Consider the following 25,454-nt stretch of genomic DNA (forward strand, 5'->3'; position numbering starts at 1 on the left):
CGTAGAATGAAAGTCATCCAACAAGATAGGCTCCATGCCGCAATGAATGCAGCACCAGCGCAGGAACAGAAATCAGCCAGTGCCTATTTTCAGGGAGAAAGCCATACCCATTGAATGCAGTGCCAGCAAGTCACCCACCGAGATAGGCGCCCATGCCAAAATGAATGCGTACCAGCGGTGGAACGGCCCATATTTCCAGTGTAATCGCCCGGCGGCAAAATAAATAGCGCCCGCAGAAGGATGAAAATCAGCCGGCGTAATGTTCCGGATAAAAGAATGGAAAACCGCGGATCGATTGTTCATCCGCGGTATATCCTTTAAATAGTACAGCGAGCAGTCCGCAACCGGAATGAACCGGATCCGGCCCCATATCCAATGGGATGAGACAAGCCATACCCGCTGTTTTTTTCTGTGTTTCATTACCATTTTGTCTTATTCAGAAGCCGAATGGCCAAATCTACCGGCTTGCTCTGGCTCATTGATTTTTGCCAACGCCTTATTCCAGATTGCTGTGCCGGTTCAACGCTGCTTCATTCCCCGATTTCTGCTGTTCGGCAATTTTCAGGCAAACCGCGTCAAAAAACAGATGAACAGACTGGTCGAACAATGAGCTGAGCGGCTGTCTGCTTTCAATTTCTCCCGGCCTCCGGTATTTCGTGGCGGACGGAATATGAACCACGCTATCCGAAGTTTGCGCAAGTCTCGAAGACGGATCAGAAGTCACACCCACAACGGATACACCATTCTTTTTCGATTTTTCCGCCGCTTGCACCACATTGGAAGTCGTGCCGGAACCAGAAACTGCAATCAATAAATCTCCCGGCTGAATCGAAGGAGTGATCGTCTCGCCGACGACAAACACATGGAAACCAAGATGCATGAGCCGCATCGCAAAAGACTTGGCCATCAGCCCCGAACGCCCCTCGCCCAATACAAAAATGCTTTTCGGAGAAGCAAGCATATCCGCCAGCTTTTCCACTTGTTCCCCGTCTATTTTTGAAAACACCGTTTGAATTTCATTTAAAATGACTTCTATTTCCCGATTCATTTCAATGCCTCCCAAGCTTCTTTTATCTTTTGTGCCGCAAGCAAAGGATCACTTGCCTTGCTGATTGCTGAACCAATAATGAGCACATCCGGCTGAAGGGCGCGGACGGCAGCCAAATTTTCCAGTGAAATGCCCCCGGCTACTGCAAGCTGCTGGTTGCGTGATGCTGCGCGGCGCCCCCACGTTCCGCCTCCGCCTTCTTCCTGCTGGTCCTTGCTGATATGCTGGCAGACGATGATGTTTTCCAAACGGGCAATCTCCTTCTGTTGATGCGCCTCTGTATTCAAAAGGTCGACCATCACTTGCCTATCAAACTGCCCGGCCGTATCCAAACACGTACGGAGTGTGACAGGAGGGGCTGCCCCCATCACAGTCGCAATGTCGGCTCCCGCCCGAAAACAAAGTTCAAATTCGTACTTCGCATTGTCGAACGTCTTGATATCGGCTACCACCGTTTTGTCCGGAAACCGGTTTTTTATGTCATAAATGCTTTTGACGCCGAATTCTTTAATTAACGATGTGCCGACTTCAATCCATTCTATCGCTTTTTCCGCTTTTGCTGCAATTTCGATTGCTTCCTGGATGGTGAAACGGTCTAATGCCAGTTGAATCTTCATTTTAAAACCGCCTTTGCTTTAAGATTTTCCGGTGTCTTAAGAGACGCCTGTTTTTTTGTTCGGACCATCAAGGTTAACAAAACCGAGACAAGGAGCGAAACCGCCATAAAGATAAAGGATGCCTGCGTGCTGCCCGTCGCCCCATTTAAAAATCCGACAATGTATGCGCCAACAAAAGAGCCTAAAGCACCCATGCTGTTGATAAACGCATTGGCACTTCCTGATACATTTTTCGGCAAAATTTCCGGCATGATTGCGAAAAACGGCCCGTATGGTGCATACATGGCGCCTCCCGCAATGACAAGCAGCGCGTAAGAGAACCAGAAATTTGATGAACCGATCAAATAAGAACCGTAGAAGGCAATGGTGCCGATCAATAGCGATACCCAGACAAATGTTTTGCGATTTAGCGTTTTATCGGAAAAATAGGAAACAGCGATCATCCCGATTGTCGCCAGTAAGTATGGAGCGGCAGACAGCCAGCCCGTTGCCACAATATCCATATGGGAGGCCGCTTTTATCATGGACGGCAGCCACATGACAAATCCGTAGACGCCGATGCTCCATGCAAAATACTGAACCGCGAGAATGAGCACCGTTTTATTGCGGAACATTTCTTTATACCCCGCTACTTTGATCATTCCTTTTTGTTCTTCTTTCATTTCAGATGCGATGTTTTCCTTTTCCTCATCCGTCAGCCACTTTGCTTCTTCCGGCTTATTTTCAACCAGCTTCCACCAGAAAAATGCCCAAACGATGGCCGGAATCCCTTCCACAATAAACATTCCCCTCCAGTCAAACACCTTTAACAAATAACCGGAAACAATGGACATCCATAAAACGGTGACAGGATTGCCCAAAATTAAGAAGGTGTTGGCACGGGAACGCTCTTCTTTTAAAAACCAGTTGCTCAAAAAGACGAGCATTGCCGGCATAACGGCAGATTCTACGACACCGAGGAAAAACCGGATCGGATACAGCCATGCGACATTATGGACCAGACCGGTTGCAGAAGCAAGCAGGCCCCAGAGAATCAGGCTGACAAATACGAGCTTCTTGGCACTTCTTTTTTCTGCATACGCCGCGCCCGGAATTTGAAAGAAGAAATAACCAAGAAAAAATAATGCCGATAAAAAGGAGGCAACACCTGTTGTTATATTTAAATCGTGCGCCATTCCGCCCGCTGCACCAAAGCTGTAATTCGCCCGGTCGAAATAGGCAAGGCTGTAGGTAATGAAAGCGATTGGAACCAGATGCAAAAATCTCTTCTTGCTTGCGACATTTCTCAACGACTTTTCCATTCCAAAACACTCCTTTGTTGTGGGTTTAACCGTTTTTCACCGAATGCCCGTTCATAAATGCCAACAGTTCTTCCCGGGTCGGAAGCCCGTTTTTATCCCCGGAAGACATGGTTTGTAAAGCGCCGATTGCATTCCCTCTTTCCGCTGCTTCAAATGGAGTTAAACCGTCGAACAGGCCGCTTAATACACCGGCTGCAAATCCGTCTCCAGCACCAACCGTATCCACCACTTTGGTAACCGGGAAGCCTGGAACGGTATGCGCTTTCTTTTCCGTTGCCACATAGGCGCCTTTTGCCCCGAGTTTGACAAACACCATTTTGGCACCGCGTTCGAGATAATCGTTCGCGATATCTTCAGGTGCTTGATAGCCGGTCAAAATTTTCCCTTCTTTGATACCGGGAAAAACAATGTCGGCCTGGCAGGCGTATCTTTGAATCGTTTCCGCCATCGTTTTTTCGTCTTTCCACATGGAAGGGCGCAAATTCGGATCAAACGAAACGATACTGCCTTCTTTTTTGGCTTTTTGTATGAAAGCTTCGCTCAGTTCCCGTACGCACGGGGAGAGTGCGAGCGGGATCCCCGTTAAGTGATAATGTTTTGCATGCATTTCTCTGAGTTCAGGGAAATCTTTGATCCCCATCAGGCTTGCGGCGGAGTTTTTACGGTAGTAATAAACACCCGGATCGCCTTCCGATACTTTTTCTTTCAATTGAAATCCCGTCAAGTTTTCTTCGTCTCTTTTAATCAAGGAAGTATCCACTTTTTCACGCTGCAGTTCCTGGATGATATAATCGCCAAGCGGGTCTGTTCCGACTTTGCTCAGCCACAGTACCCGGTACCCGAGGCGAGAAAGTCCGATTGCCACATTTGTTTCCGCCCCTGCCAGTTCTTTTGTAAAATGCCGGACCGAGGCGAGCTGTCCGGGTTCTTCCGCAATAAACATGCCCATCGCTTCTCCGAATGTCAGCACATCATACACTTTCATTTACGAACACCTCTTCTTTCAGCAGTTCGATGTAATCTTTCAAATCACTTGTAATCGGAAATTCTAACGCAATCGCGGCTTCTTTTGGCAACAGATGCAGCAACCGTTTCCATTTTTGCCTGCCGTTTTGGCCAATTGGGATCGTTGCATAACCGGATGCCGTTTCCACCACTTCTTTCACGTGAATGTATACTACCTCGTTTTTTAAAGCGGCAGCGGCCTCTTCAGCATCTTCCCCTGTGTAAGCCCAGTTGCCGATATCACAGGTAAAACGGATCGGAATGGCCTTGCTGCGGCATGCTGCAAAAAATGGCGCGAGCCGCTCTGTTTTTCCCCCGAGGTCCGTTTGATCATTCTCGATGGTCACCAGGATGCCGGCATTCGAAAAGCAGGCGGCAGCTTTGGCAAGCGTATCCACATCAGATAGACCCTCCCGGTAGTTGCCCAATGAAAATTTGATGAGTTTTGCCCCGAGCTCCACAGCCTCCTGCCTATAAGGCGCCACATCGATAACTTGATGATCCTCCCCAAATAAAGAAACCGGGCAGGAATAGTAAGGGATCAGCCCCGCCTTATCGAGCATGCCTTTCACCGCGGGTAAAAGAGAAGACGGGTCTTCAAGCAGCTCCCGCCGGATTTCCACCCCGTCACATCCGGCCTTGCGTATGGCGGCGAATAACACCGGGTAAGATAAAATGGCAGTATCCTGAAATGCATTCATGGTGACAAATAAATGGGCCATTGGTGTTTCCTCTTTTCTTGTGTGTTGGAACCGAATTTCTTGGGACCGATACCATTTTTCAATGCCGGATCTGTATTTTATAAATTGAATAAAATATCGCAGCTCTGTTGCCTGCTGTAAAAAATAGTCATCGTGCAAATTGGTGCTTGGGAACTTAAGTACAACTTATATAGTTTGCAAAATTTCCATGAGCAGTACGATGTTGGGATTTTTTTTGGTTTTTCCCGTTTACTCTATCTATCGTTTTTCCTGTTTTGGATGCTTCCAGAAGCTCTTTTTCTTTTTAGATGGGACCGGTACCATTAAAGGGGAAAGCTGCCACTTTTGTCTTGACCAATCCCATGTTGACATCTTTTCAATCCTGCGAGCTGATCCTTTGACGCAGGATTTCAGCCTGTATCGTCGCCTCTTTCGGTGAAACCGATCTCATTTTTCCTTAGGGGGGAAGTTATCTCCCCGGGGCAGATTCCCTTTCAATCAAACGCGTCTGGTAAGAGATCGTCTGAACCGGCGATTCGTTGTCCGCCAGCCGTTTTAAAATGAGTTCCATTACCGTTTTGCCAATTTGATAAGTCGGCTGTTCAATGGTGGTAATGCCTGAAAATACGGCGGCTGCCCACTCCGGATTGTCAAAGCTCAGAAAACCGGTATCGTCAGGAATTTTATAGCCCTGCTCTTTCAGTTTGATAATGATTTTTAACGCGATGACACTGTTTCCGGCAATGATGGCTCTTGGTTCTTTGCTGGTGCGGGACAAAAACGTATTGAGCTTTTTCTCCAATTGGCTTTCGTCCCTGAGATCCACTTCAAACAAGTCTTCCAGGCTCGGGTGACTGGGGCTAACCAGCCGTAAAGCCTCCTGAAATCCTGTATACCGTTCGTGCCGCGGGCTGAAATGTGCAACCGGCTCTGTAAAATAGCCGATTCTTTTATAATTTTTCTTTATCAGATAGGACACGGCCTGCATCACGGCCCCGCGGTTATCAATTTCAACGGTATCAAACGGCAGCTCAGGAATTTTACGGTCAACCAGGACAATCGGGGTTTTGCCGTTTTCCGACAAGGTTTCCAAAAAGTCGCTGTTTCCTCCTGTTGTTTGAATCAGCAGCCCATCAATCTTGTGGGACTGCAGCATGGAGATATACTCGCGTTCTTTCGCCGGACGGTTATCAGAGTTGCAAATCAGCAAACTGTAGCCATGCTGCTTGCAGACATCCTCAGCCCCCCTTAAAATTGCCGTTGTATACGGGTTGGTAATATCCGCAACCAGCGCGCCAATCAAGTAGCTGCGGCTGCTTTTCAGCCCTCTCGCCAAATTATTCGGGCGGTATTGGAGTTCATCGATCACCTGTTTGATTTTTTGCTGGGTTTTCGGTGACAATTCATGAAACCGGCCGCCTAAATATCTCGAAACGGTTGATTTCGACACGCCAGCTTTTTTTGCCACATCGTAAATCGTGACTTTCGCTTCTTTTCCCCTCATGTTGTTTACCATCCATCTTTAAAATGAAACCGGTACCATTTGATTTCATTATAACAAAGTGAGAGGAGCTGTCAATCAAAAATGAACGAAAATTTTTTCCGACTCCCCTCGGTTTTGTGCCGCCGCATATGAAAAAGAGCTCTTTTTCAAGAGCTCAGTTTTTAAATGAGTGAATCGGGGCCGGGATTCTGCCGCCGCGGGCAATGAAGTCCGCTGATGAAAAGGAATGGACGCCCATCACCGGCGCATGTCCGAGCAGGCCGCCAAATTCGATCGTATCGCCAACCTTTGTGCCCGGTGCCGGAATGATGCGGACCGCTGTCGTTTTATTGTTAATGACGCCAATTGCAGCTTCGTCCGCGATCATTGCTGAAATCGTTTCTGCCGGAACATCGCCCGGAATTGCAATCATGTCAAGGCCGACGGAGCAGATCGCGGTCATCGCCTCCAGTTTTTCGAGATTCAAGGACCCGCGGTTGACCGCATCAATCATGCCGGCGTCTTCAGAAACCGGGATGAATGCGCCGCTTAAGCCGCCAACATGGCCGCATGCCATAACACCGCCTTTTTTCACGGCATCATTCAGCAAAGCGAGCGCCGCCGTTGTTCCGTGCGTACCGACAGACGCAAGGCCCATTTCTTCCAAAATATGGGCTACAGAGTCGCCAACAGCCGGTGTCGGGGCAAGCGACAAGTCGACAATCCCGAACGGAACACCGAGCCGTTTGGATGCTTCCATGCCGACAAGCTGGCCCATCCGCGTAATTTTAAATGCGGTTTTCTTGACCGTTTCCGCAACGACATCAAACGGTTCGCCTTTCACTTTTTCAAGGGCGCGTTTTACCACACCCGGGCCGCTGACGCCGACGTTGATGACGACATCCGCTTCACCAACCCCGTGGAACGCGCCAGCCATAAACGGATTGTCTTCCACCGCATTCGCGAACACAACGAGTTTTGCACAGCCGAGCCCTTGCGTATCGGCAGTCAGCTCGGCCGTCTTTTTGATGATGACACCCATATCACGGACCGCGTTCATGTTAATGCCGGAACGTGTCGAGCCAACATTGACCGAGGCACAGACTCGTTCGGTTTCAGCCAGTGCCCTTGGAATCGAATCTATCAATATTTTATCGCCTTTGTGGCAGCCTTTTTGCACCAGCGCCGAAAAGCCGCCAATAAAGTGAACGCCGACTTTTTTCGCAGCCGCATCAAGGGTCTTGGCAAAAGCAATGTAATCTTTTTCGTCCGTTGCCCCGGCGATGAGGGAAATCGGCGTGACCGAGATGCGTTTGTTAATGATCGGGATACCGTATTCCGATTCAATCTCTTCCCCGGTTCGGACAAGGTTTTCTGCCAATCGCGTTATTTTATCATAAATCTTCCGTCGCACCTTTTCCCCGTCCGCGTCAATGCAGTCGAGGAGCGAAATGCCCATTGTGATGGTGCGGATATCGAGTTTTTCTTCTTCAATCATCCGGATGGTTTCAAGTATTTGTTTCGTTTCCATGATTGTCCCCCGTTTTTACAAGCTGTGCATCGATTGGAAAATTTCTTCGCGCTGAATTTTGATTTGGACTTGCAGTGCTTCGCCTTTTTTCGCAAGGGCTTGTTTGATTTCATCAAAATTCGCTTCAGCTTTCGACAAATCGAGCATCATCATCATCGTGAAATAACCGCTCATGATGGTCTGGCTGACATCGAGAATATTAATCTTTAATTCTGCCAGCTGTGTGCTGACACCGGCAATGATGCCAACCTGATCTTTGCCGATTACTGTCAAAATTGCTCTCATTTTGTCCACTCCTGTTTTGTAAAAAAATTCATATCCTTACTATCACAAATTTTTCCGGTCTTGTCTATGTATATTTTTGGAATTTTTCATTAAAAAATAGGGCAGCAAGATTGAAACTCCCCTGCTTCCCTTTTCGCCGTAAACAGATTGTCGCAAACTTTCAGTATCATATAGAGAACAAGCGCACCGGCAACGAGGCCAGCCCCCGCAAGCCGGTTTTTCGTGCACAATTCTAATCTGTTTTTATCGGCAATGGAGACGCCGCCTGCTAAAAATCATGTGTTAAAAGCTGTTCTTCCACCACCCGGGTCAGCTTTCGTAGCTGTCAATCATATTCGCAATATGTGTGTAGGCGCCGCCTGCTTAAAGCATGTCAACAACGATCCTGCGCTCAAGCTGTTCTTTCTTTATACCGCCCGGGTCAGCTTTCAAAGCTGTCAATCATATTCGCGATATGCGTGTAGGCGCCGCCTGCTGCAAGCGCGCCCGCAACAAGGATGGCTTCCGCAAGTTGTTCTTCCGTTGCGCCCGCTTTTTGCGCCTGTTTGGAATGAAAATCAATGCAATACGGGCACTCGGTAATATGGGCGACCGCAACAGCAGCCAGTTCTTTGACAAGCGCAGGCAATTTGCCGGCTTTCATAGCAGCAGCACCGAACGCATTGTAGGCCGCGAAGCCGTCTTTGGCAAGATGGTTCATGTTGGCAAGTTTTTTCATATTGGATTTTTTGTAAATCGTATCACTGGCATCTTCAATCAGGGCAAGCTGCATATGGACACTGTGGGCCACCGCGCCGCCTGCTTCCAGCGCTGCTGCCACAAATGCCGCTTCTGTAAGTTCTTCAAGACTGACACCGGCTGCTTTTGCTTTTTTTGTATGAATGTCAAGGCAATACGGGCATTTTGTCGCATGGGCCACGGCGACGGCGATGATTTCTTTGTCCCGGGCAGAAACGGCACCGTCTTTAAACACTTCGGCATTGAGGCGGTCAAAAGCAGCCGCCTGTTCCGGCGCAAGGTCTTTTAATTTCGATAGATGTTGCAGCATATCTTTTTCATAATACGACATAAAGGACACTCCTCCCAATTGGAATACTTGTTTTTCATTATAGCCCTTCCATCTGAAAATGAATATTCATCTGCTTTTGTGTGGTAAAATGGGAAGAAGATCAATATCAGGATGGTGATGGTTTTGTTTGATTTTGATACAGTCATTGAGAGAAAAAATACCGCTTCTGTTAAATGGGAGCAGGTCAAACAGGTCTTCGGGGAAGAAGATGTGCTCCCGATGTGGGTGGCCGATATGGATTTCAACCCGCCGCATGAAGTGGCGGAAGCGATTAAAAAGCGGGTTGAACACGAAATTCTCGGATATGCGTTTGTGCCGGATTCCACTGCAGAAGCGATTCAGGCATGGCTGAAAAAGCGTCATAACTGGGACATCCACCCGGCGTGGATCGCGTACTGTACCGGCATTGTCCCGGCGATCAGCACAGCCATTCAGGCATTTACCGAACCGGGCGATAAAGTACTGCTGATGTCTCCGGTGTACCATCCGTTTTTCCATATGGTTGAAAAAAACGGCCGCGTTGTCGCAAACGCGCAGCTGAAGCTTGTGGAAAACCGGTTTGAAATCGACTGGGAGCAGGTTGAAGCGCGGCTGAAAGAAGGGGCAAAGCTGTTTTTAGGCTGCAATCCGCATAATCCGGGCGGGCGCGTCTGGACGAAAGACGAGCTTATGAAAATGGCGGATCTTTGCGCGCAGTATAACTGTTTGTTTTTGTCCGATGAAATCCACTCCGACCTTGTATACCCGCCGCATACCCATGTGCCGGTTGCTTCGCTCGGGGACAAGTACCGCGATATGACCATCACCTGCATTGCGCCGACAAAAACGTTTAATCTAGCCGGGATCAAAGCTTCTGCCGTCATCATTCCGAACCCGGAACTGCGCAAAAAGTTCAAAGATGTGCAGGCGGTAAACGGGACATCTGCCTTGAATACATTTGGCATTGTCGGCATGGAAGCAGCATACCGGCACGGCAGCGAATGGCTGGATGCGCTCCTTGTTTACTTGAAGGAAAATATTGATACAGCGGCACGGTTCATCGCGGAACGCCTGCCGGAAATCCGGGTGATGGAAACAGAAGGTACGTATTTAATGTGGCTCGACTGCCGCGCATATGGCCTGGAAGAAGAGGCATTGAAGGACCGTTTATGGAAAAAAGCAAAGCTCGGCGTCGAAATCGGCAGCAAATTCGGCCCCGGTGGAGAAGGCTTTATCCGCATGAATATCGCCTGCCCACGCAAAATTTTGATGGAAGGCTTAAACAGGCTCGAAAAGGCCTTTTCGTAAGGAAAAGGCCGGCCCAAAAGGTTTGGGCCGGCCTAGGTGTTTTTGGGTGCTTGCAATGCGGGATGATGGAGTCTTTATGTTTTTCGCGTCCTTGAGCATGTTCGCAGTCCCCTTGGAAGTTTAACCAATATCCACAAACCTTTCTTTTTCAAGGATTCTAATCACTTGGCTTAGGTCTGGCACAATATCGGAGGTATGTTTTTCATTTTCAAGTTGAGTATTTAAGTCTTTTCTAACTGATACAGGTAATGCGGTGCTGCAACACAACAACACAAAGTCATAATATATAAATAATTCAATCAAAATATATCTTTGAACAATCTTTGTTTTTCAACAGGATGGACTCAGTAAAATCCAATGGGAACAGGAAGCCCTTCATTTTCTAAGAATATGTTGATTCGCTGTTTTTGATTTGAGAAGGTTTTAATAGATCTTCAAAAATGGATTTGATTGAGTTATCTTCTATAATACAGAAAAAATATGTATGAATAAGATAGTGCCTCCCAAAATTTGCCAATCACGAAATCAAAACGACAAATTCCGAGAACTGGCCGGTAACCGATTAATAAATAACTCAACTTTCGCACCTAGAAAATCATAATAAATTCAGTGCTGGCTAATGTCTATTACGTCTCAGATACAGCACTTGACAGTAAAATTAATATATGAAAAAACACCTCTACTTTTGGTATAGTTGATTTATCGACAATCACTACCAAATAGAAGAGGTGTCTCCTACTATGATAGCGAAAAACAGCCTGAATAATCAACTACCAAATGAAATAAAATCAACACCTGAATCCGTGACGAAATTTTCACTTAACGTTAACCCATTCGCATGAAATCTAGTATAATAAGCATATCCATTAAATTTAACTCATTCCACATTCAGGTGATCTAATGAAAAAGTTAGTGATAGAAGCCACGAAAGAACGAATTGTTGCCCAAAGCGGTTTAGCGATAGTAGGGAATTTACTAAATCTAACGAATTTAGCTTCCAGGTTAAATGCCTATCGACTCCCTGATATTTCCAGAAATCCCGTCTGTTCCAATGCTGATGTAGCCAAATCCTATATTGGCCTGCTTTGCCAAGGAAAAAGTGATTATGACAATATTGAAACCTTCCGCGAAGATGCTTTTTTTGCACTGGCTTTGGATATCCAAAGGGTTCCTTCCAGCCCGACTTTAAGGCAGCGATTGGACCATGCTGCCTTGACGGAAAAATGGAAAGCGATCTTGCATGAAGAATCGCTGAATCTGATCCGCAATACAAATGCGGAAATTAGCCCAGTTTACTCCAAAGACAAGCCGTATATCCCGGTTGATCTGGATGTCTCCCCTTTTGATAACTCCAAAACAAAAAAAGAAGGAGTGGAAAGAACCTATAAAGGCTGCGACGGTTATGCACCTATGTTCGGTTACATTGGGCAGGAAGGCTACTGCCTGCATGTTGAGATGCGAAAGGGAAATGACCACTGCCAAAAAGGTACGCCGAATTTTATCAAGGAAACCATCCAATCTGCCAGGAGATTAACGGATCAGCCATTGCTTTTCAGGCTTGATTCCGGAAATGACAGCCGGGATAATCTCATCATTTTCTTGGAAGAACATGCAAGCTTTGTTATCAAACGCAATCCTCGTAAGGAAAAAGCAGAAGACTGGCTTCATATTGCCCAAAAATATGGGATCTGCTGTGAAGAACGGGAAGGAAAGAAGGTTTACCTTGGATCCATCCCCGAAACCATTCAATTAAAAGACCAGATACGAACCATCCGAAAAGTCTTTAAAGTGATCGAAAGAACCATCTCAAGAGACGGCCAGATTTTTTTGATTCCCGAATATGAATTTGAAACCTACTGGACAGATCTTGAAGTGCCGCCTCATGTGGTGATCTCTCTCTATCATGACCATGGCACATGCGAACAGTTTCACAGTGAAATTAAATCAGAACTGGATCTGGAACGGTTGCCATCGGGCAAATATGAAACGAATGGCCTTGTGCTCCATTTTGGTGTATTTGCGTATAATTTACTTCGTTTGATCGGACAAGAAAGTTTGAAAAAACAAGATGCACCATTGAAAAAGAAAGCAACACGAAGAAGAATCCGAACTGTCATCCAGAATATGATTACACTGGCTTCAAAGCTTGTTTACCAAGGTCGGCAATGGAAATTAAAAGTGACGGCGACCAACAAATGGTTGCCGACTTTTGCTCGCTTATACGATGCCTTTTACTAGACAACCAGGGTAATAAGCGATAAGAAGAAAAGCCGAAATAAACCAGAAAACTTGCAAAAAAATGGAAATTTGCAGGTTTATTTTTCGTGCCTAAAATAAATGAAATAGGAAAAAATTTACCTACCAAAGTTACAAAGATATATTTTATGAATAATCAGTTACATCTAGAAATCCACACTTGGGAAAACTACCTATTACCGATGTTTGTTAGATTTTCGTCACGGATTCAGGTTATAGTTAATGTCATTTAAATCGTTCCCAGACAGGAAGAGCCCATTTTGGCAAATTACTCTTTTCAAAAGTAATCTGACCATCATTTACTTCCAAAACAATTTCCCCGTTATATAGACTATTGTCGATTAACACAAGATTATCAGCCATAGTGGCATAGTTATGTAGATGTTCAAAAGACGTTTTATTTCGTCTGAGGATATCCTCAGTTGGGATGTCATGCCCACCATTTTTAACTCTCATTGCAACCCGTTCAATATTCTGATTCACATTATTTAGAGCTACGTAAAACATGGTAATTTTATAACCCATCGCTTTTGCTTTCTCCATTTGTCTAATGACATTTCCACCAGCAAGCGTTGTCTCGATAGAAAAATCCTTACCTTCTTGAATGTATTCATTTACTGATTTTATAACTTCTTTTCCCGCTGTTACCCTTTTTGATTCAGGGTTATCCGGATCAATTTTTCTTGCTGTAGCATCCGGATCAATGTTAATATCAATACCAATTTTGTCAATAATTAGGGCTTGCTGAATAAGCAAAAGTTCCAGATTTGACAAGGATTTTGGCTACTTTTGTCGAATATAAAGTGTAAGGATTTCAAAGGAAACACGTAAAAAACCTTGCACTTGGAGGCTGTTACGATGTACAAAAAGACCGAACATCAATTAACTTTTGTAGATGATTTTTTTCTACCATTCGGTGGGAAATTAAATAAAGAAAATCGCTGGGTCCGTCTTGCTGAAATGATTCCTTGGTGGGTGGCCGAAGAAAAGTATGCCAAGTCCTTCAAGAAGAAATTCAAAGGCGAAAAGGCTTATTCTGTCAGAATCGCTCTTGGGGCTCTTTATATCAAAGAACGGCTTGGGCTGTCTGACCGGGAAACAGTCGAACAGATCACAGAAAACCCGTATCTTCAGTATTTTATCGGCTTGCCTGAATTCCAGGAAAAAGCCCCATTCGACCATTCTCTGATGACTCGTTTTAGAAAACGTTTGGGCGCAAATATCATCAACGAACTGAATGAATGGATCGTTCTGGAAGAACAAAAACGCCAATTGGAAGAAGCATCTAAGGAAAACGACAACAATGATGATCAGGATCACGACGATGACGATCATGATGATGAAGATCGTAATGATCATGATCATGATCGTGGCGATCTTCAGCCTTCCGGTTCCGATTCAGAAAAGCATTCAACTGAATCGGCTTCTCCCAAAACGAAGAACAGAGGAAAGCTCATTTTGGACGCAACCTGTGCACCGGCTGATATTGCTTACCCTACAGACCTCGGGTTGTTGAACGAAGCCCGTGAGAAATTGGAACATATCATTGATGTCCTGCATGAACCACACAAAGGGAAATTACGTAAGCCACGGACCTACAGAAAAAGAGCCCGCAAGGACTATCTTTCTGTCGCTAAGCAACGTAAAGCTGGCGCCCGGAAAATCCGGAAAGCTGTAGGCAAACAGCTCGGATATGTGAAACGAGATCTGGAGATCATTAAAAATCTTGTTTCCCAAAGCTCTCTGTCTCTTTTAAGCAAAGATGAATACAGGCAACTTCTCGTGATTCATGAACTTTACCGCCAACAGGCAGAAATGTACAAAAAGAAAACACACCGGGTTGACCACCGGATTGTAAGCATTTCCCAGCCACATGTCCGTCCAATTGTGCGCGGCAAGGCAAAAGCGAACGTGGAGTTCGGTTCAAAAGTCGCCATCAGTGTCGTAGATGGTTATGCCTTGATTGAGCACCTCGACTGGGAAAATTACAATGAAGGGACCACTCTCAAGGAATCTGTTGAAAACTACTACAACCGGTTCGGATTTTATCCGGAAGCGATCTTGGCAGATAAAATTTACCGAAACCGTAATAATATGGCATACTGCAAATCTCTTGGCATTCGTCTGAGTGGGCCAAGGTTAGGACGCCCATCCAGAACGGAAGACAAAACCTTGGAACGCGTCGCAAGGCAGGATGCCTCTGAACGTAATGCCGTTGAAGGCAAATTTGGCGAAGGCAAGCGCAAGTATGGGCTGGGCCTTATTCGAGCACGCCTTCAGGAGACCAGCGAAACAGTAGTAGCCCTTCAATTCCTCATACTGAATCTGGAGCGCAAGCTCAGGGTTCTTTTTTTGAAATTTTTACACAACACTATTTTATATTTTGATAATCGGAATTTGGCTTGTATCTGACCAAATTTGATTCGTTCAGCAAGCCCTAATTAAGTTTCTTATTGTACTTTTTCCGCTTCCATTATTCCCCGCAAATACATAAAACATGGGGCTATGCTTATGCATTATGACTCACCATTATGCTTTAATGGGACTATATCTCCATTAGGATATTCCTTTACCAACTTGCCGTTTTTCTCGTACACAATATAAGTGTTATTTACTTTTGCATCAATTCTTGCTCGCTCGCCAGTCATCTTGATCCATTTGTCTGCCCAAGCAAATTTTCTTTTTGGAATATGATTTTGCTCTCCCAACTAGAAACACCACCTTCATATAAATCATTGATAACAAATGGATGCTACTGCGCTTCATCCTGCATGGCAAATATTGAAGCAGGACTTGCTGAATGCATGCATCCAGCAAGCCGAACCTTTATGAAACCCCCTTCTTCTATGAAGCAGGAGGGAGGGGGTTTTAGCAAATTGCATTTTTTTGATTTGCCCATTTCTATAAGCGTTTCAACTCTTCCTCAATCGGTGTATCTCCCGAAATGAGGTCGAATGCTTTCCGGTATGTTTTCGGTTCGTCGAGGCTTGCGAGAATGGTGCGTGCGACGTCTTCACGCGGAATGGTGCCGCGTTTTAAGTTTTCCGACGCTTCGACTTTTCCGGTGCCGGGTTCGTTCAGCAAGCCGCCCGGCCGAATGATCGTGTAGTTCAGCTTGGTCGACTGGAGCACGCGGTCTGCATAATGCTTGGCAACATAATACGGCTTGATGGCCTCGCTCCAGTTTTCGCGGTGGTGGGCCTGGAGCGCACTCACGATAACAAAACGGCTGATACCTGCTTTTTCTGCCGCCTCCATCGTTTTCACTGCGCCGTCCAAATCGACAAGCAGCGTTTTGTCTGCGCCCGTGTGCCCGCCGGAACCAGCGGTAAACACAATGCAATCGCATCCATTCGCCGCTTCCGCCAGCTCATCGACAGTGCCTTCCAAATCGGATATGACCGCATCTACCCCTTTTTGCCTGAAAAATTGAGCCTGTTCTTCTTTCCGCACCATGGCACGTGGGATATGGCGGTCACTTTTTTGTAAAAGATCCACAAGCATTTTTCCGATCTTTCCGTTTGCGCCTGCAACAAGAACTTTCATCCAATCCATCTCCTTTCGTTTTTTTCTATTATTTCAAAAGGAGTATGGAGAAGCAAATGATTGAGAAAAGTGGGATGCAGCGTACTTGAGGGTAGAACTTCCGTTGTTTCCACAGAAAAGCAAAAAATCCGCATTTTTTTGCGGATTTTTACTCCATAATGGACACACCTTGTTCTGAAATATGAAGCGCAAGCGGGATAATGCCTGAAGCTTCCCATGCTGCTTTCAAGGCGGCAGCTTTTTCCTTCCCTGCTACAAAGGCAATGCCGCAGTCTCCGCCACCCGAGCCCGATGATTTGCCGGCGCCGAAACGGCCGGCAATGTCTGCCAGTTGCTTCAATGGCGCCGTTTCAATGGTGGTATGGGCTGCTGCTTCAAGTTTCTGCAAAGCACGCCGGTTTTGCCGGATGTGCTCAAATACGCCAGCCGTATCTTGCTGCATGAAACTTTCCGCCAATTTATCCACTGCGGCGGTACTTTCTCGTAAAAATGCCGTGTATGTTTCCGTTGCCGCCTCTCGCAATTTGCCAATGCGCTCCACCATTGGCCCGGTTGCCACCGCTTTTCCGGTCCAACCCGCGCAAAAAGTGAGGTCCGGCGGCAGTACCAATTTAGAAATGGACAAATACGGCCATTTTTCTGCCAGTAATTCCGAAACTGTGCAGCCCGCTTCCAACCGGGAAAAAATCCAATCTGGCCTGAATGCGGCATATTTCAACATGCCGCCGTACACGGAAGCGGCAAGATCCGCGCCGGACCCGTTGCCCTGTGTTTTCAAATGGGCCACAGCGGCCAGTTTAAAAATGGCTTCCTTCGTTTCCGGCAACCCTTCATGGGCGTGCAAAAGGGCGGTAAGAACGGCAGAAAGAATCGCAGCACTGGAACCGAGCCCGTATTTTTGCCTTGTTGTGGGATCATCCAGTTCACTCGTTACCGTAATGTGAAGCGGGCGGAGCGGAATCGATTTTTCCATAAGCAGCTGGTTAAAAACGGCGAGCGCATTTTGGATAAACCGGAGTTTCGGGTCATCGCGGTCAAAGCGGACTTCCCCGTTCTCCACACGCCACGCGGCATGCGGAATGCCAATCTGCGGCAAAGAAAAAAGGTTTTCTGTGCTTTCTTTTACCTCTATTGTGATGTATCGGTCTACCGCGGCAACCATAGCAGGGCAACCGGGTTCAATGACCGCATATTCGCCGGCAATCATCAGTTTACCCGGCGCCTTTACTTGAAATTGCATCCCGTTCATCTCTTTCAATCCTTTTTAGGTCGGTGTACCCGTCAAATCTGCAAGCATCACATCCAATGCCTGCTGCACCGCTTTTTCGGATCGATCCCCCTGACCAACTAGCGGACGGGGGTTGCATTTCCCGCGTCAAAACAAGTTCCATGGCACTTCCATGCTCATATTAAAAGGAATCAGCCCAGAACCCGTTACGGGCATGGTGCCGTTAAATAGCGCGAAACAGCCAGTGACGCCTAAATGGTTTTTTCAGCAACGGCTGCAGAAGGAAAAACGGCATTTTTTAAAAAGTGCATCATCTGGATGTTTTGGCGCCTTCCTGCCGGGGTTCCAGCGTTTCGAAAAGCATTAAAACGGGCCGTATTGAATGCCCGGACCTGGATGGCAAACCAGCACTTCGCGGACGGACGGGATGGCAGAAAGCGCATGATATACCGTCTCTTCATCTTTTCGTTCGCACAGCACTTTCACATTCGGGCCGGCGTCAATTGTAAAATAAGCTTCAATCCCGCGTTCGCGCAAAAGCGCCACTTCCTGCATGACATCGAGCGTTGCACTTTGCCAGTATAAAAAAGGCGGGTTGGCGCTGATCGTTGTCGCATGCATTTTTAACGCATTTGCTTCAAGCACGCGCCCAAGCATCGTAAAATCGCGCGCTGCAATCGCGGATTTTGCGGCGGCCAAATCTGTTTCCACAGTTTCGAGCCAGGCTTTATAAAACGGCGACGTGCTGACAGTCCGTTTCATCCCTTCCCTGCTCGAAACTTTTTTCTGCTTTGATTCCACCAGGCAGGATAAAATACTGAGATCCCAATCGTCTTCGCTGAGAAGCGGAACCGCGTGTGAATCGGAGCCATCCGCTTTTTCACCTTTTTGCCACTCGACGAAACCGCCGTAGATACTGCGGCAGGCGGACCCGGAACCTTGGCGCGCCAAGATTGACAGCGTACGCCCGTCCACCTCAATGCCGAGCGCTTTAACAGCCGCAGCTGCAAGCGCCGCCATACCGGATGCGGAAGAGGCAAGCCCGGCAGCGATCGGCACTTCGTTTTGTGATTCTATATAGGCATATCTTTTTTCTCCCGCAAATGCCCTGATCTTATCCATAAAGCGGGAAATTTTCGCCGTTTCTGCATCAATGGCCGGTTTTCCGTTCAGAAAAAACACGTCCGCCTTTAAAGCGGAATCAAAAGCCACCTTTGTTGTCGTATAAAACCTGTCCAGCGTAATGGACAGGCTGCTGTTCATCGGGAGAAAAAGCTTTTCGTCCCGTTTCCCCCAGTATTTGATCAGGGCAATATTCGTATGGGCCCTCGCTGTTGCCTCCATCTTTCATCGTCCTTCCAGTAAAAATGCCTTCTTGCTTTGAAAAGGTACTTCCCTGTCAATGCTATTCTCGCTGCCGGACAAAAAAGCTGCCCTGAGCTACTGCCCCCAAAGGAAAATGCCGCAAACCATTTTCTTGCAAGGGGCAACTGCCTGCGATTCCCCATCCTTAGCAGCTTCGGGTCTCCTTATCCAGCCGCTTCAACGGAAAATCTCTTCTCATGATCCGCTCGGCTTTGAAGCCAGGACCAAAAGAGCTGCCCGCTACAAGCAAAAACAGGGAGCCTCTTTTACATGAAGCATCTCCTGTTTTCGGGGCTGTGCTGCATGATTGCGGAATAACGGTCATCCTTCCAGCGAAAATTGCCATACTTGGGCGGCGCCTGCATTTTGCAGGGCTTGCGCAACTGCTAAAGCCTTTTTCCTGCTTTCGGCGAGCGAAATAATGCAACCACCCCGGCCCGCACCGGTCAGTTTGGCACCGAGTGCGCCGGCTGAGCGTGCTGCAGCGCATAATGCGTTAAGCCCTTCGTCGCTGACACCCAAAACGGAAAGTTGTGCATGTGCTTCATTAAATAATCGGCCGAGATGCAGTCCGTCTTTTTCAATCAATGCCCTTCCCGCTTCGTGCACGATTTCGCCTAAACGGTTGATGGCGGACTCCACCGTTTTCGGGTCAGAACCGCTTTTTTCACGGATGCTCCCGACCGCCATTGCCGTATTATGCACGCGCCCGGAATCGGCGACCACCAGATAAAACGGAAGCGAAAACGGAAGCGGCCGGGCCGCCTTTCCTTTTTCAAACCAGATCGGATCATTGCTGATGACCGCCATCATATCGATGCCACTCGGATTCCCGTGGGCAAAATTCTCAGCAATTTGGACAAACCGTTCGAGTTCCATTTTCGTTAATTGTTTTTCAAAAAAAGCATACAGCCCGCGGACAATGGCAACGGCAACAGCAGCACTCGAGCCAAGCCCGCGCCCGATCGGAATGGTCGACTCCAGTTTAATCGCCAAATTTTCAGCCGGCTTTTTTAACGTACGGAGGATTTCTTTGACACATGCCCTGATTCCGTGAAGCCTTTCCGGCGCTTTATCCAGTGCCCCTTTGTAAAACCGGCAGTCAATGGAGAGCGGGCCTTGTTTTTGGATAACTGCCGTTTCAATTTTCACATGATCGAATGGAAGCGCGATCGCCGGTTGTCCGTAAACAACAGCATGTTCCCCCGCTAAAATTAATTTTCCGTGTGCCGTCCCGGTTGCTATATTGCCGGGAATTTTCATCATGTTTACCCCTCGCTTTCCCTTGCCAGACCGATGCGCGGTTTTCGGGAAAATTTTTTAAAAAAAGTCCTTCATTGTGCCGGCTCCTTAAACGGTGCCATACAGAAAAAAATCTATGTTATCCAGCGGTGAATGGATCGCTGGCAAATCGTATTCCATCGAGCATCGCCACTTTTCGACAATGCCTATTTTATCGCAACAGGCCGCGTGATGCCAATGGTTGAAGCCTGTTGCATATATATGAAAATATGGGCCGGATTCCCAAAAGTTCCAAAAGAAAACCAGCCGTTGGAAATTCTAGCTTATACCGGTACTGATAGAATTGGGTTCGTGCCTTCACCTCTTATGGGCAGCATCCGTCTTTTGCGAGCCGGATGTGGAAAGGTAGTTGTGCCCATTCCCGTTTCTACAGATGATGAAACGGGAGAATGCAATGTTTAAATCTGTGCCAAAAAATAACCGCTCATGGTTGTGAGGCTATCCACAAACAGAGCGATCACAGGATTACTTTCACCGTATCGTGATTCCCCGTCCATTCTATCGAAAATTGATCTTATTTGCAATAAAAGCGCAACGATTTGCATATACTGGAAATGATAAGGAGGATGTTTTGTGAAAGTCAGCGTCATACTTCCCGTTTACTATGTGCCGGAACCGGAGCTGGTGCGGGCGCGCTATTTCTTCCTGCGCAACGGAATGCCATTTGAATTTGCGGCAACAGCAAGCGTTTCGCGCGGGTATTTGCCGGTAATGCCGGACGGCTGCTTTGATTTCCGCGCCTTTAAAGGAAAGCATGATTTCGACCATCTGCTTCCTGACGCTGTCCGCGTGCCGCCTGGGTTACAACCGGAAAAAGCGGAACTGCTTGCCGGCGACTTATGCAACCGCGCCCTTTCTTTAAAAGGGTTCGGCCAGATCGGCTATTTGCCGCCGCGCTCAAAGCAGGAAGCGGGCATCACGGTGATTTTGCAAAACCGCACCACAAAGGAGGAGCGGCGGATTCCGGCTGTGATCCGGCTGTTGCCGCAAAGAAGGATGCGCTTTGTTGCTGCCGTTGATATTGCGCTTTTAGCGGACTGGCTTGCATTACAGCAGACGGTGGATCTTTTTCTTGAGGTCAAAGCCGGCACTTTGCTGAAAAAACTCCGCCTTCATGCCGATCCGCATGCGAAACTCGGAAACTATGGCAGATGCGGGGAGCTGTCGGTTACGAAATATGGGAATATTTCGATCATCCCGGCTGCGGCGGAGCAGCGGAAAAGAGCATGATTTCCATATTTTGGTTTGTTTTATTTCGTGCCTGCCGGGAATAGGAGCAGTGCAAGGCCAATACATCTTAAAAGAAGGGACTGGTAAAGTTTTTGATGAAAGACTTGACAGCAACTTCATCTTCCGTATTTGGCACTGCATTTGTCCAGCGGGCAAGTGGGACAACCGTCCGGAACCGATATACTTTCGGTGAAGGTTCGTGTCCGCCTACTATTTGAAGCCCCGGACTTATCTGAGGCCAGGTTTGGATAAGTCCGTACTGGACGTCATCTGAATATCAGATTTGGATGAGGCAAAAGGCGCAATCCGATCGGGTTGCGCTTTTTGTCCGTGTGCTCGAATATCCCTCCTGGTATACTTTGGAAATTCTGGCATTGCTGCCTGCAGCACAATCGCTTTATTCCCCGCCCGGTTCATGTTAGCATGAAGATAGGAATACACGTGATAGAAGGAAAGCGATACGTTGAGGTGAAGAAGATGAGTGGAATCGTTGGGTACATTGGCAGACATTCGGCACAGCCGGTTCTGCTCGATTGCCTGAAAAAACTGGATTACCGGGGCTATGATTCAGCAGGCATTGCCGTCTCCGATATGAAAACCATCGGCGTCCGCAAAGAAAAAGGGCGCGTCGAAGATCTGGAAGCTTCCCTCCAGCTCGAACCGATTCCCACCGGATGCCTTGGGATCGGCCACACAAGGTGGGCATCACACGGGATGCCGACCGTTGAAAATTCCCATCCGTTATGCGATGAAGAAGCACGTTTCTACGTTGTTCATAACGGGATCATTGAAAACTACCAGCAATTAAAAAAATTTCTTATCGCGCAGGGGCATCGTTTACAAACGGACACCGACACAGAAGTCATTCCGTATCTTCTCGCGCATTATGATACCGGCAATTTTGAAGAAACCGTGCGGATCGTCATTCCGCAATTAAGAGGTGCGTTTGCGCTTGCAATCATGGCAAAAGATCACCCGAACCAGATTATCGCCATTTCTTATGATAATCCGCTCATTATCGGCTTTGGCAGCGGGGAAGCGTATCTCTCCTCGGATATCCCGGCGCTGCTTTCGTATACAAAAGAAATTTACCCAATTAAAAACGGAGAGATGGCCATTTTGACCCAGACAAATGTGGAAATTAAGACACTTTCCGGGGAGAAAATTTTGCCGGAAAAGACATCCGTGCGCTGGAACCAAGACGAACTCAACCTGCAGGATTACGGTCACTACATGTTAAAAGAAATCATGGAGCAGCCGGAAGCAATCAAGCGCACGTTAAAAGACCGGCTGACAGAAAGCGGTGTCGTCATTCCGGAAGTGGACGATTTTTTCGCAAGGCGCAAGCTTACAGATCCGGAGAGAATCACCATTGTCGCAAGCGGCACCTCCCATCACGCCGGCATGATCGGCAAAAAGATTCTCGAAACCATGCTTGATATACCGGTTGAAGCCGCGATTGCATCTGAATTCAGATGTGAGCACGGGCGGTTGGACGAAAAAACGCTCGTCATTGCCATCAGCCAATCAGGAGAAACGGCGGATACAATTTCCGCCTTGAAAGAAGCGAAAAAGTCCGGGGCAGCGGTGATCGCGATCAGCAATTACCGAAAGAGCACGCTGGCGCGGAAATCGGATTGCGTAATTTATACGCATGCAGGGCCGGAACTGGCGGTTGCTGCAACAAAAGCCTATACAACCCAGATTACGGCGCTCGTCCTGCTTTCGATTGTCCTGGCAAAAAAACTGCACGGTTCCGGCGAAGGCCAAATCCCCGCCCTGCTCGATGCCCTTCATTCACTTGCTGATGACGTGGAAAAATGCCTGGTGATGACACAGGATGCCATCGATCAGTTTGCACAGGTCACAAACGACCAGGAGCATCTATTCCTTATTGGCCGCGGGCTCGATTATGTGCTGGCGCTTGAAGGGGCGCTTAAACTCCAGGAAGTCGCCTATCTCCATGCGGATGCCTACGCGGCAGGAGAAATGAAACACGGCACAATGGCTTTGATCACGCCGGGTGTTCCGGTCATTGCCCTTGCCACCCAGGAACATTTGCGCGATAAGGCCATAAACAATATTAAAGAAGTAAAGGCACGCGATGCATATGTCGTCGGGATTACGACCACGGGAGATGACGAAGTGAGCGCCGTCGTGGACGAAGTGCTCTACATTCCGGAAGCACACCCGTTTCTCATGCCGATCTTGGCTGCCATCCCGCTGCAGCTGCTAGCTTATTATGCCGGCATCGTACGCGGCTATGACGTTGACCGGCCGCGCAACCTGGCGAAGAGCTTAACCGTCGAATAAAGGGAAATCGTGTTAAACTTTTTCAGGCCGTGCCTTTCACACAAAAACCGCCGGGAAAAAGGATTCTGGCGGTTTTTCTCTTTTAGGGCAGGCTCCTATTTGATTTTTTATCATATAATAAGCATTATAAATGATTCTATTTCTTTTTGTTTACAGCAATAACCCGCTAATCCATATTGATTCCCATTCTCAATTATTCAAAAAAATTTATATTAATTGAGAATAAACGCTATTCTTTTTCGTTTCTTCGTGCTACAATACAGGTGAAAATAAGTTTATTTAGGAAGAGGTGTGCGATGATGCCGGAATATGATTATCACCACCTTCCCCATGTCAAAGTCCAGTCCGCATCAAAAAAAGCATTATGGGCAACGCTCGTCCTAACCTTGTTTTTCATGTTTGTTGAAATTGCTGGTGGTCTGATTTCGCATTCGCTTGCTTTGCTTTCCGACTCGGCACATATGGCTTCTGATGTCATTGCGCTCCTCTTCAGTATGCTTGCTTTGTTCATGGCGACACGCCCGCCAAACCGCAAATATACATTCGGCTATTTGCGGTTTGAAATCATCGCATCGTTCCTGAACGGGCTAACGCTTGCGGGCATTTCAATCGGTATTTTCATTGAAGGGATCAATCGCCTCGTCCATCCGCAACCCATTGATTTTAAGTGGATGTTTATCATTGCAGTGACCGGGCTTGTTGTGAACATCATCCTCACCATTGTGCTGCACCGGAGCACAAAAGAAGAAGAAAACTTAAATGTTCAAAGCGCGTTATGGCATTTTATCGGTGACTTATTGAATTCAGCCGGCGTGATTGTTTCCGCCCTGCTCATTTATTTTACGGGAATGAATTTCTTTGATCCGCTCATCAGCATCGTGATCGGCGGCATCATTTTTTACGGCGGTGCCAAAATCATCCGCGCTTCCTATTTGATTTTGATGGATACGGTGCCGGAAGGGTTTGATTTAGAACAGATCCGCACAGATATGTATCAAATTGAGGGTGTTGAAGACGTCCATGACATGCATCTTTGGAACATTTCTTCCGACCATTGTTCTCTGACCGCCCATGTATTTGTCAGGCATTCATCCGAACCGATGCACGTCATTTTGGCTGTCAATCAGATGCTTGAACAAAAATACGGCATCCGCCATACGACCATCCAGACAGAGGACCCCACCATCCATGATCATACCGATTATCTCCGGCAGAAAGACCGGACCGTTTCACTGTAGCTGCTGCTCAGCAGTTACAGTTTTTTTGTTTTCCAGCCAGACAATCCATTTGTAAAAACCGACCACACTGAGCAAAAGGAACGGATTTACGAGTGCCGAAATGGTGAAATTCCACCATCCGTAATGAAAATAACCCCATGGTGCCGGCAACAGGGTGATCATTTCATACCCCAGCATCAGCACTTCCCAAATGGCAATATAAAAAACCTTTTTATCCATGCTTTTCCAAACGGGAACCAGTTGAGATATAAAATATTGACAGGCGGAAGTAAACAAACCAAACCTGGGAGATTCTCCCAGTCCACTCCCTTTGTAAAATACCAGTAGCCATGGTACTTGTAATCGATATATACATCAAAAACCAAGTGGGAAGCGATGGTGAACGTCCAAATCTGTACGATCTGCCCGGGAGAAAGCCGCTTTTTTACACAAAAAACAGCCAGATTAAATCCAATGAGGGAAACAACATACCCAATCATGTTTGAGCCTCGCAATCAGCGTTAACGTTTTTTCAATAGCTTATGTTACCCGCCAATTTCTATACAGTCGCCAAATGGGCAGTGAGGGAATGTATAGATTTGGGCCTTTTTACTTGTACGCCAGGTCCAGTTTGCTTCCCCGGTGGCGATTGGCGGATCAAAGCAAGGGC

General features: G+C 47.2%; 24 protein-coding genes. 7 read left to right on the plus strand and 17 right to left on the minus strand.

Annotated features, from left to right (window positions below; translation table 11 throughout):
- Window positions 1-72: 72 nt before the first annotated feature.
- The 10 genes from ABR335_RS15625 to ABR335_RS15670 all read right to left on the minus strand — a co-directional run bounded on the left by ABR335_RS15625 (window position 73) and on the right by ABR335_RS15670 (window position 9,040).
- Window positions 73-420, minus strand: coding sequence for a hypothetical protein (locus tag ABR335_RS15625; RefSeq protein WP_350346375.1), 348 nt, complete (start codon window positions 418-420; stop codon window positions 73-75).
- Between the two features lie 76 nt (window positions 421-496).
- Window positions 497-1,048, minus strand: a complete 552-nt coding sequence (gene hxlB, locus ABR335_RS15630) for a 6-phospho-3-hexuloisomerase (protein WP_014096325.1) — start codon at window positions 1,046-1,048, stop codon at window positions 497-499.
- Window positions 1,045-1,665 carry a 3-hexulose-6-phosphate synthase gene (gene hxlA, locus ABR335_RS15635; protein WP_035189130.1) on the minus strand — a complete coding sequence of 207 codons (621 nt, stop codon included), beginning with the start codon at window positions 1,663-1,665 and terminating at the stop codon, window positions 1,045-1,047. The genes hxlB and hxlA overlap by 4 nt, the downstream gene beginning before the upstream one ends.
- On the minus strand, window positions 1,662-2,966 hold the full coding sequence (locus ABR335_RS15640) for an MFS transporter (protein ID WP_061087290.1): 1,305 nt from the start codon (window positions 2,964-2,966) through the stop codon (window positions 1,662-1,664). Before ABR335_RS15640 ends, hxlA begins: the two co-directional genes overlap by 4 nt.
- Before the next feature lie 25 nt (window positions 2,967-2,991).
- Window positions 2,992-3,951 (minus strand): sugar kinase, encoded by a 960-nt coding sequence (locus ABR335_RS15645; RefSeq protein ID WP_061087291.1) that lies wholly within the window; start codon window positions 3,949-3,951, stop codon window positions 2,992-2,994.
- Complete coding sequence (locus ABR335_RS15650; RefSeq protein WP_014096329.1) at window positions 3,938-4,693, minus strand: sugar phosphate isomerase/epimerase family protein; 756 nt, start codon at window positions 4,691-4,693, stop codon at window positions 3,938-3,940. The genes ABR335_RS15645 and ABR335_RS15650 overlap by 14 nt, the downstream gene beginning before the upstream one ends.
- 448 nt (window positions 4,694-5,141) lie before the next feature.
- Window positions 5,142-6,176 (minus strand): LacI family DNA-binding transcriptional regulator, encoded by a 1,035-nt coding sequence (locus ABR335_RS15655; protein ID WP_026684599.1) that lies wholly within the window; start codon window positions 6,174-6,176, stop codon window positions 5,142-5,144.
- Between the two features lie 154 nt (window positions 6,177-6,330).
- Window positions 6,331-7,686 (minus strand): PFL family protein, encoded by a 1,356-nt coding sequence (locus ABR335_RS15660; RefSeq protein ID WP_014096331.1) that lies wholly within the window; start codon window positions 7,684-7,686, stop codon window positions 6,331-6,333.
- Between the two features lie 15 nt (window positions 7,687-7,701).
- A complete protein-coding gene (locus tag ABR335_RS15665) occupies window positions 7,702-7,971 on the minus strand; it encodes an ACT domain-containing protein (protein ID WP_026684598.1) in 270 nt (89 codons plus the stop codon).
- Window positions 7,972-8,392: 421 nt separating this feature from the next.
- The gene (locus tag ABR335_RS15670) at window positions 8,393-9,040 is read right to left on the minus strand and encodes a carboxymuconolactone decarboxylase family protein (RefSeq protein ID WP_026684597.1); all 648 of its coding nucleotides are present in this window, start codon (window positions 9,038-9,040) and stop codon (window positions 8,393-8,395) included.
- Between the two features lie 117 nt (window positions 9,041-9,157).
- On the opposite strand from ABR335_RS15670, the gene ABR335_RS15675 reads away from it, so the two are divergent.
- The gene (locus ABR335_RS15675) at window positions 9,158-10,327 is read left to right on the plus strand and encodes a MalY/PatB family protein (protein WP_026684596.1); all 1,170 of its coding nucleotides are present in this window, start codon (window positions 9,158-9,160) and stop codon (window positions 10,325-10,327) included.
- Between the two features lie 900 nt (window positions 10,328-11,227).
- The gene (locus ABR335_RS15680) at window positions 11,228-12,565 is read left to right on the plus strand and encodes an IS1380 family transposase (protein WP_110133754.1); all 1,338 of its coding nucleotides are present in this window, start codon (window positions 11,228-11,230) and stop codon (window positions 12,563-12,565) included.
- Between the two features lie 243 nt (window positions 12,566-12,808).
- On the opposite strand, the gene ABR335_RS15685 is transcribed toward ABR335_RS15680, so the two are convergent.
- Entirely contained in the window at window positions 12,809-13,357 is a 549-nt protein-coding gene (locus ABR335_RS15685) for a zeta toxin family protein (RefSeq protein WP_350346376.1), read from the minus strand.
- Between the two features lie 84 nt (window positions 13,358-13,441).
- On the opposite strand from ABR335_RS15685, the gene ABR335_RS15690 reads away from it, so the two are divergent.
- Window positions 13,442-14,995 (plus strand): IS5 family transposase, encoded by a 1,554-nt coding sequence (locus tag ABR335_RS15690; RefSeq protein WP_350346377.1) that lies wholly within the window; start codon window positions 13,442-13,444, stop codon window positions 14,993-14,995.
- A gap of 104 nt (window positions 14,996-15,099) precedes the next feature.
- Here ABR335_RS15690 and ABR335_RS15695 read toward each other — a convergent pair whose 3' ends face one another.
- From ABR335_RS15695 to mvk, 5 genes are all read right to left on the minus strand, one after another.
- On the minus strand, window positions 15,100-15,291 hold the full coding sequence (locus ABR335_RS15695; protein WP_017550691.1) for a hypothetical protein: 192 nt from the start codon (window positions 15,289-15,291) through the stop codon (window positions 15,100-15,102).
- A gap of 193 nt (window positions 15,292-15,484) precedes the next feature.
- A complete protein-coding gene (locus ABR335_RS15700) occupies window positions 15,485-16,129 on the minus strand; it encodes an SDR family oxidoreductase (RefSeq protein WP_017550692.1) in 645 nt (214 codons plus the stop codon).
- A gap of 148 nt (window positions 16,130-16,277) precedes the next feature.
- Window positions 16,278-17,378, minus strand: coding sequence for a phosphomevalonate kinase (locus tag ABR335_RS15705; RefSeq protein ID WP_035190726.1), 1,101 nt, complete (start codon window positions 17,376-17,378; stop codon window positions 16,278-16,280).
- A 342-nt stretch (window positions 17,379-17,720) separates the two neighbouring features.
- On the minus strand, window positions 17,721-18,701 hold the full coding sequence (gene mvaD / locus ABR335_RS15710; protein WP_350346378.1) for a diphosphomevalonate decarboxylase: 981 nt from the start codon (window positions 18,699-18,701) through the stop codon (window positions 17,721-17,723).
- A 342-nt stretch (window positions 18,702-19,043) separates the two neighbouring features.
- Window positions 19,044-19,988 carry a mevalonate kinase gene (gene mvk / locus ABR335_RS15715; protein ID WP_230090504.1) on the minus strand — a complete coding sequence of 315 codons (945 nt, stop codon included), beginning with the start codon at window positions 19,986-19,988 and terminating at the stop codon, window positions 19,044-19,046.
- Between the two features lie 129 nt (window positions 19,989-20,117).
- Here mvk and ABR335_RS15720 point away from each other — a divergent pair, with 129 nt between their 5' ends.
- The 4 genes from ABR335_RS15720 (at window position 20,118) to ABR335_RS15735 (ending at window position 24,805) form a co-directional block, all read left to right on the plus strand.
- Entirely contained in the window at window positions 20,118-20,426 is a 309-nt protein-coding gene (locus ABR335_RS15720) for a hypothetical protein (protein WP_328228428.1), read from the plus strand.
- Window positions 20,427-20,597: 171 nt separating this feature from the next.
- A complete protein-coding gene (locus ABR335_RS15725; RefSeq protein WP_035182677.1) occupies window positions 20,598-21,254 on the plus strand; it encodes a hypothetical protein in 657 nt (218 codons plus the stop codon).
- Window positions 21,255-21,731: 477 nt separating this feature from the next.
- Complete coding sequence (gene glmS, locus ABR335_RS15730; protein ID WP_350346379.1) at window positions 21,732-23,567, plus strand: glutamine--fructose-6-phosphate transaminase (isomerizing); 1,836 nt, start codon at window positions 21,732-21,734, stop codon at window positions 23,565-23,567.
- A 296-nt stretch (window positions 23,568-23,863) separates the two neighbouring features.
- Complete coding sequence (locus ABR335_RS15735; RefSeq protein ID WP_017550699.1) at window positions 23,864-24,805, plus strand: cation diffusion facilitator family transporter; 942 nt, start codon at window positions 23,864-23,866, stop codon at window positions 24,803-24,805.
- Here the strand turns inward: ABR335_RS15735 and ABR335_RS15740 are convergent.
- Window positions 24,797-25,024, minus strand: coding sequence for a hypothetical protein (locus tag ABR335_RS15740; RefSeq protein WP_237682124.1), 228 nt, complete (start codon window positions 25,022-25,024; stop codon window positions 24,797-24,799). The genes ABR335_RS15735 and ABR335_RS15740 overlap by 9 nt on opposite strands.
- Window positions 25,025-25,454 lie beyond the last annotated feature (430 nt).

This window comes from Heyndrickxia faecalis, assembly GCF_040267745.1.
Classification (GTDB): Bacteria; Bacillota; Bacilli; order Bacillales; family Bacillaceae_C; genus Weizmannia; species Weizmannia faecalis.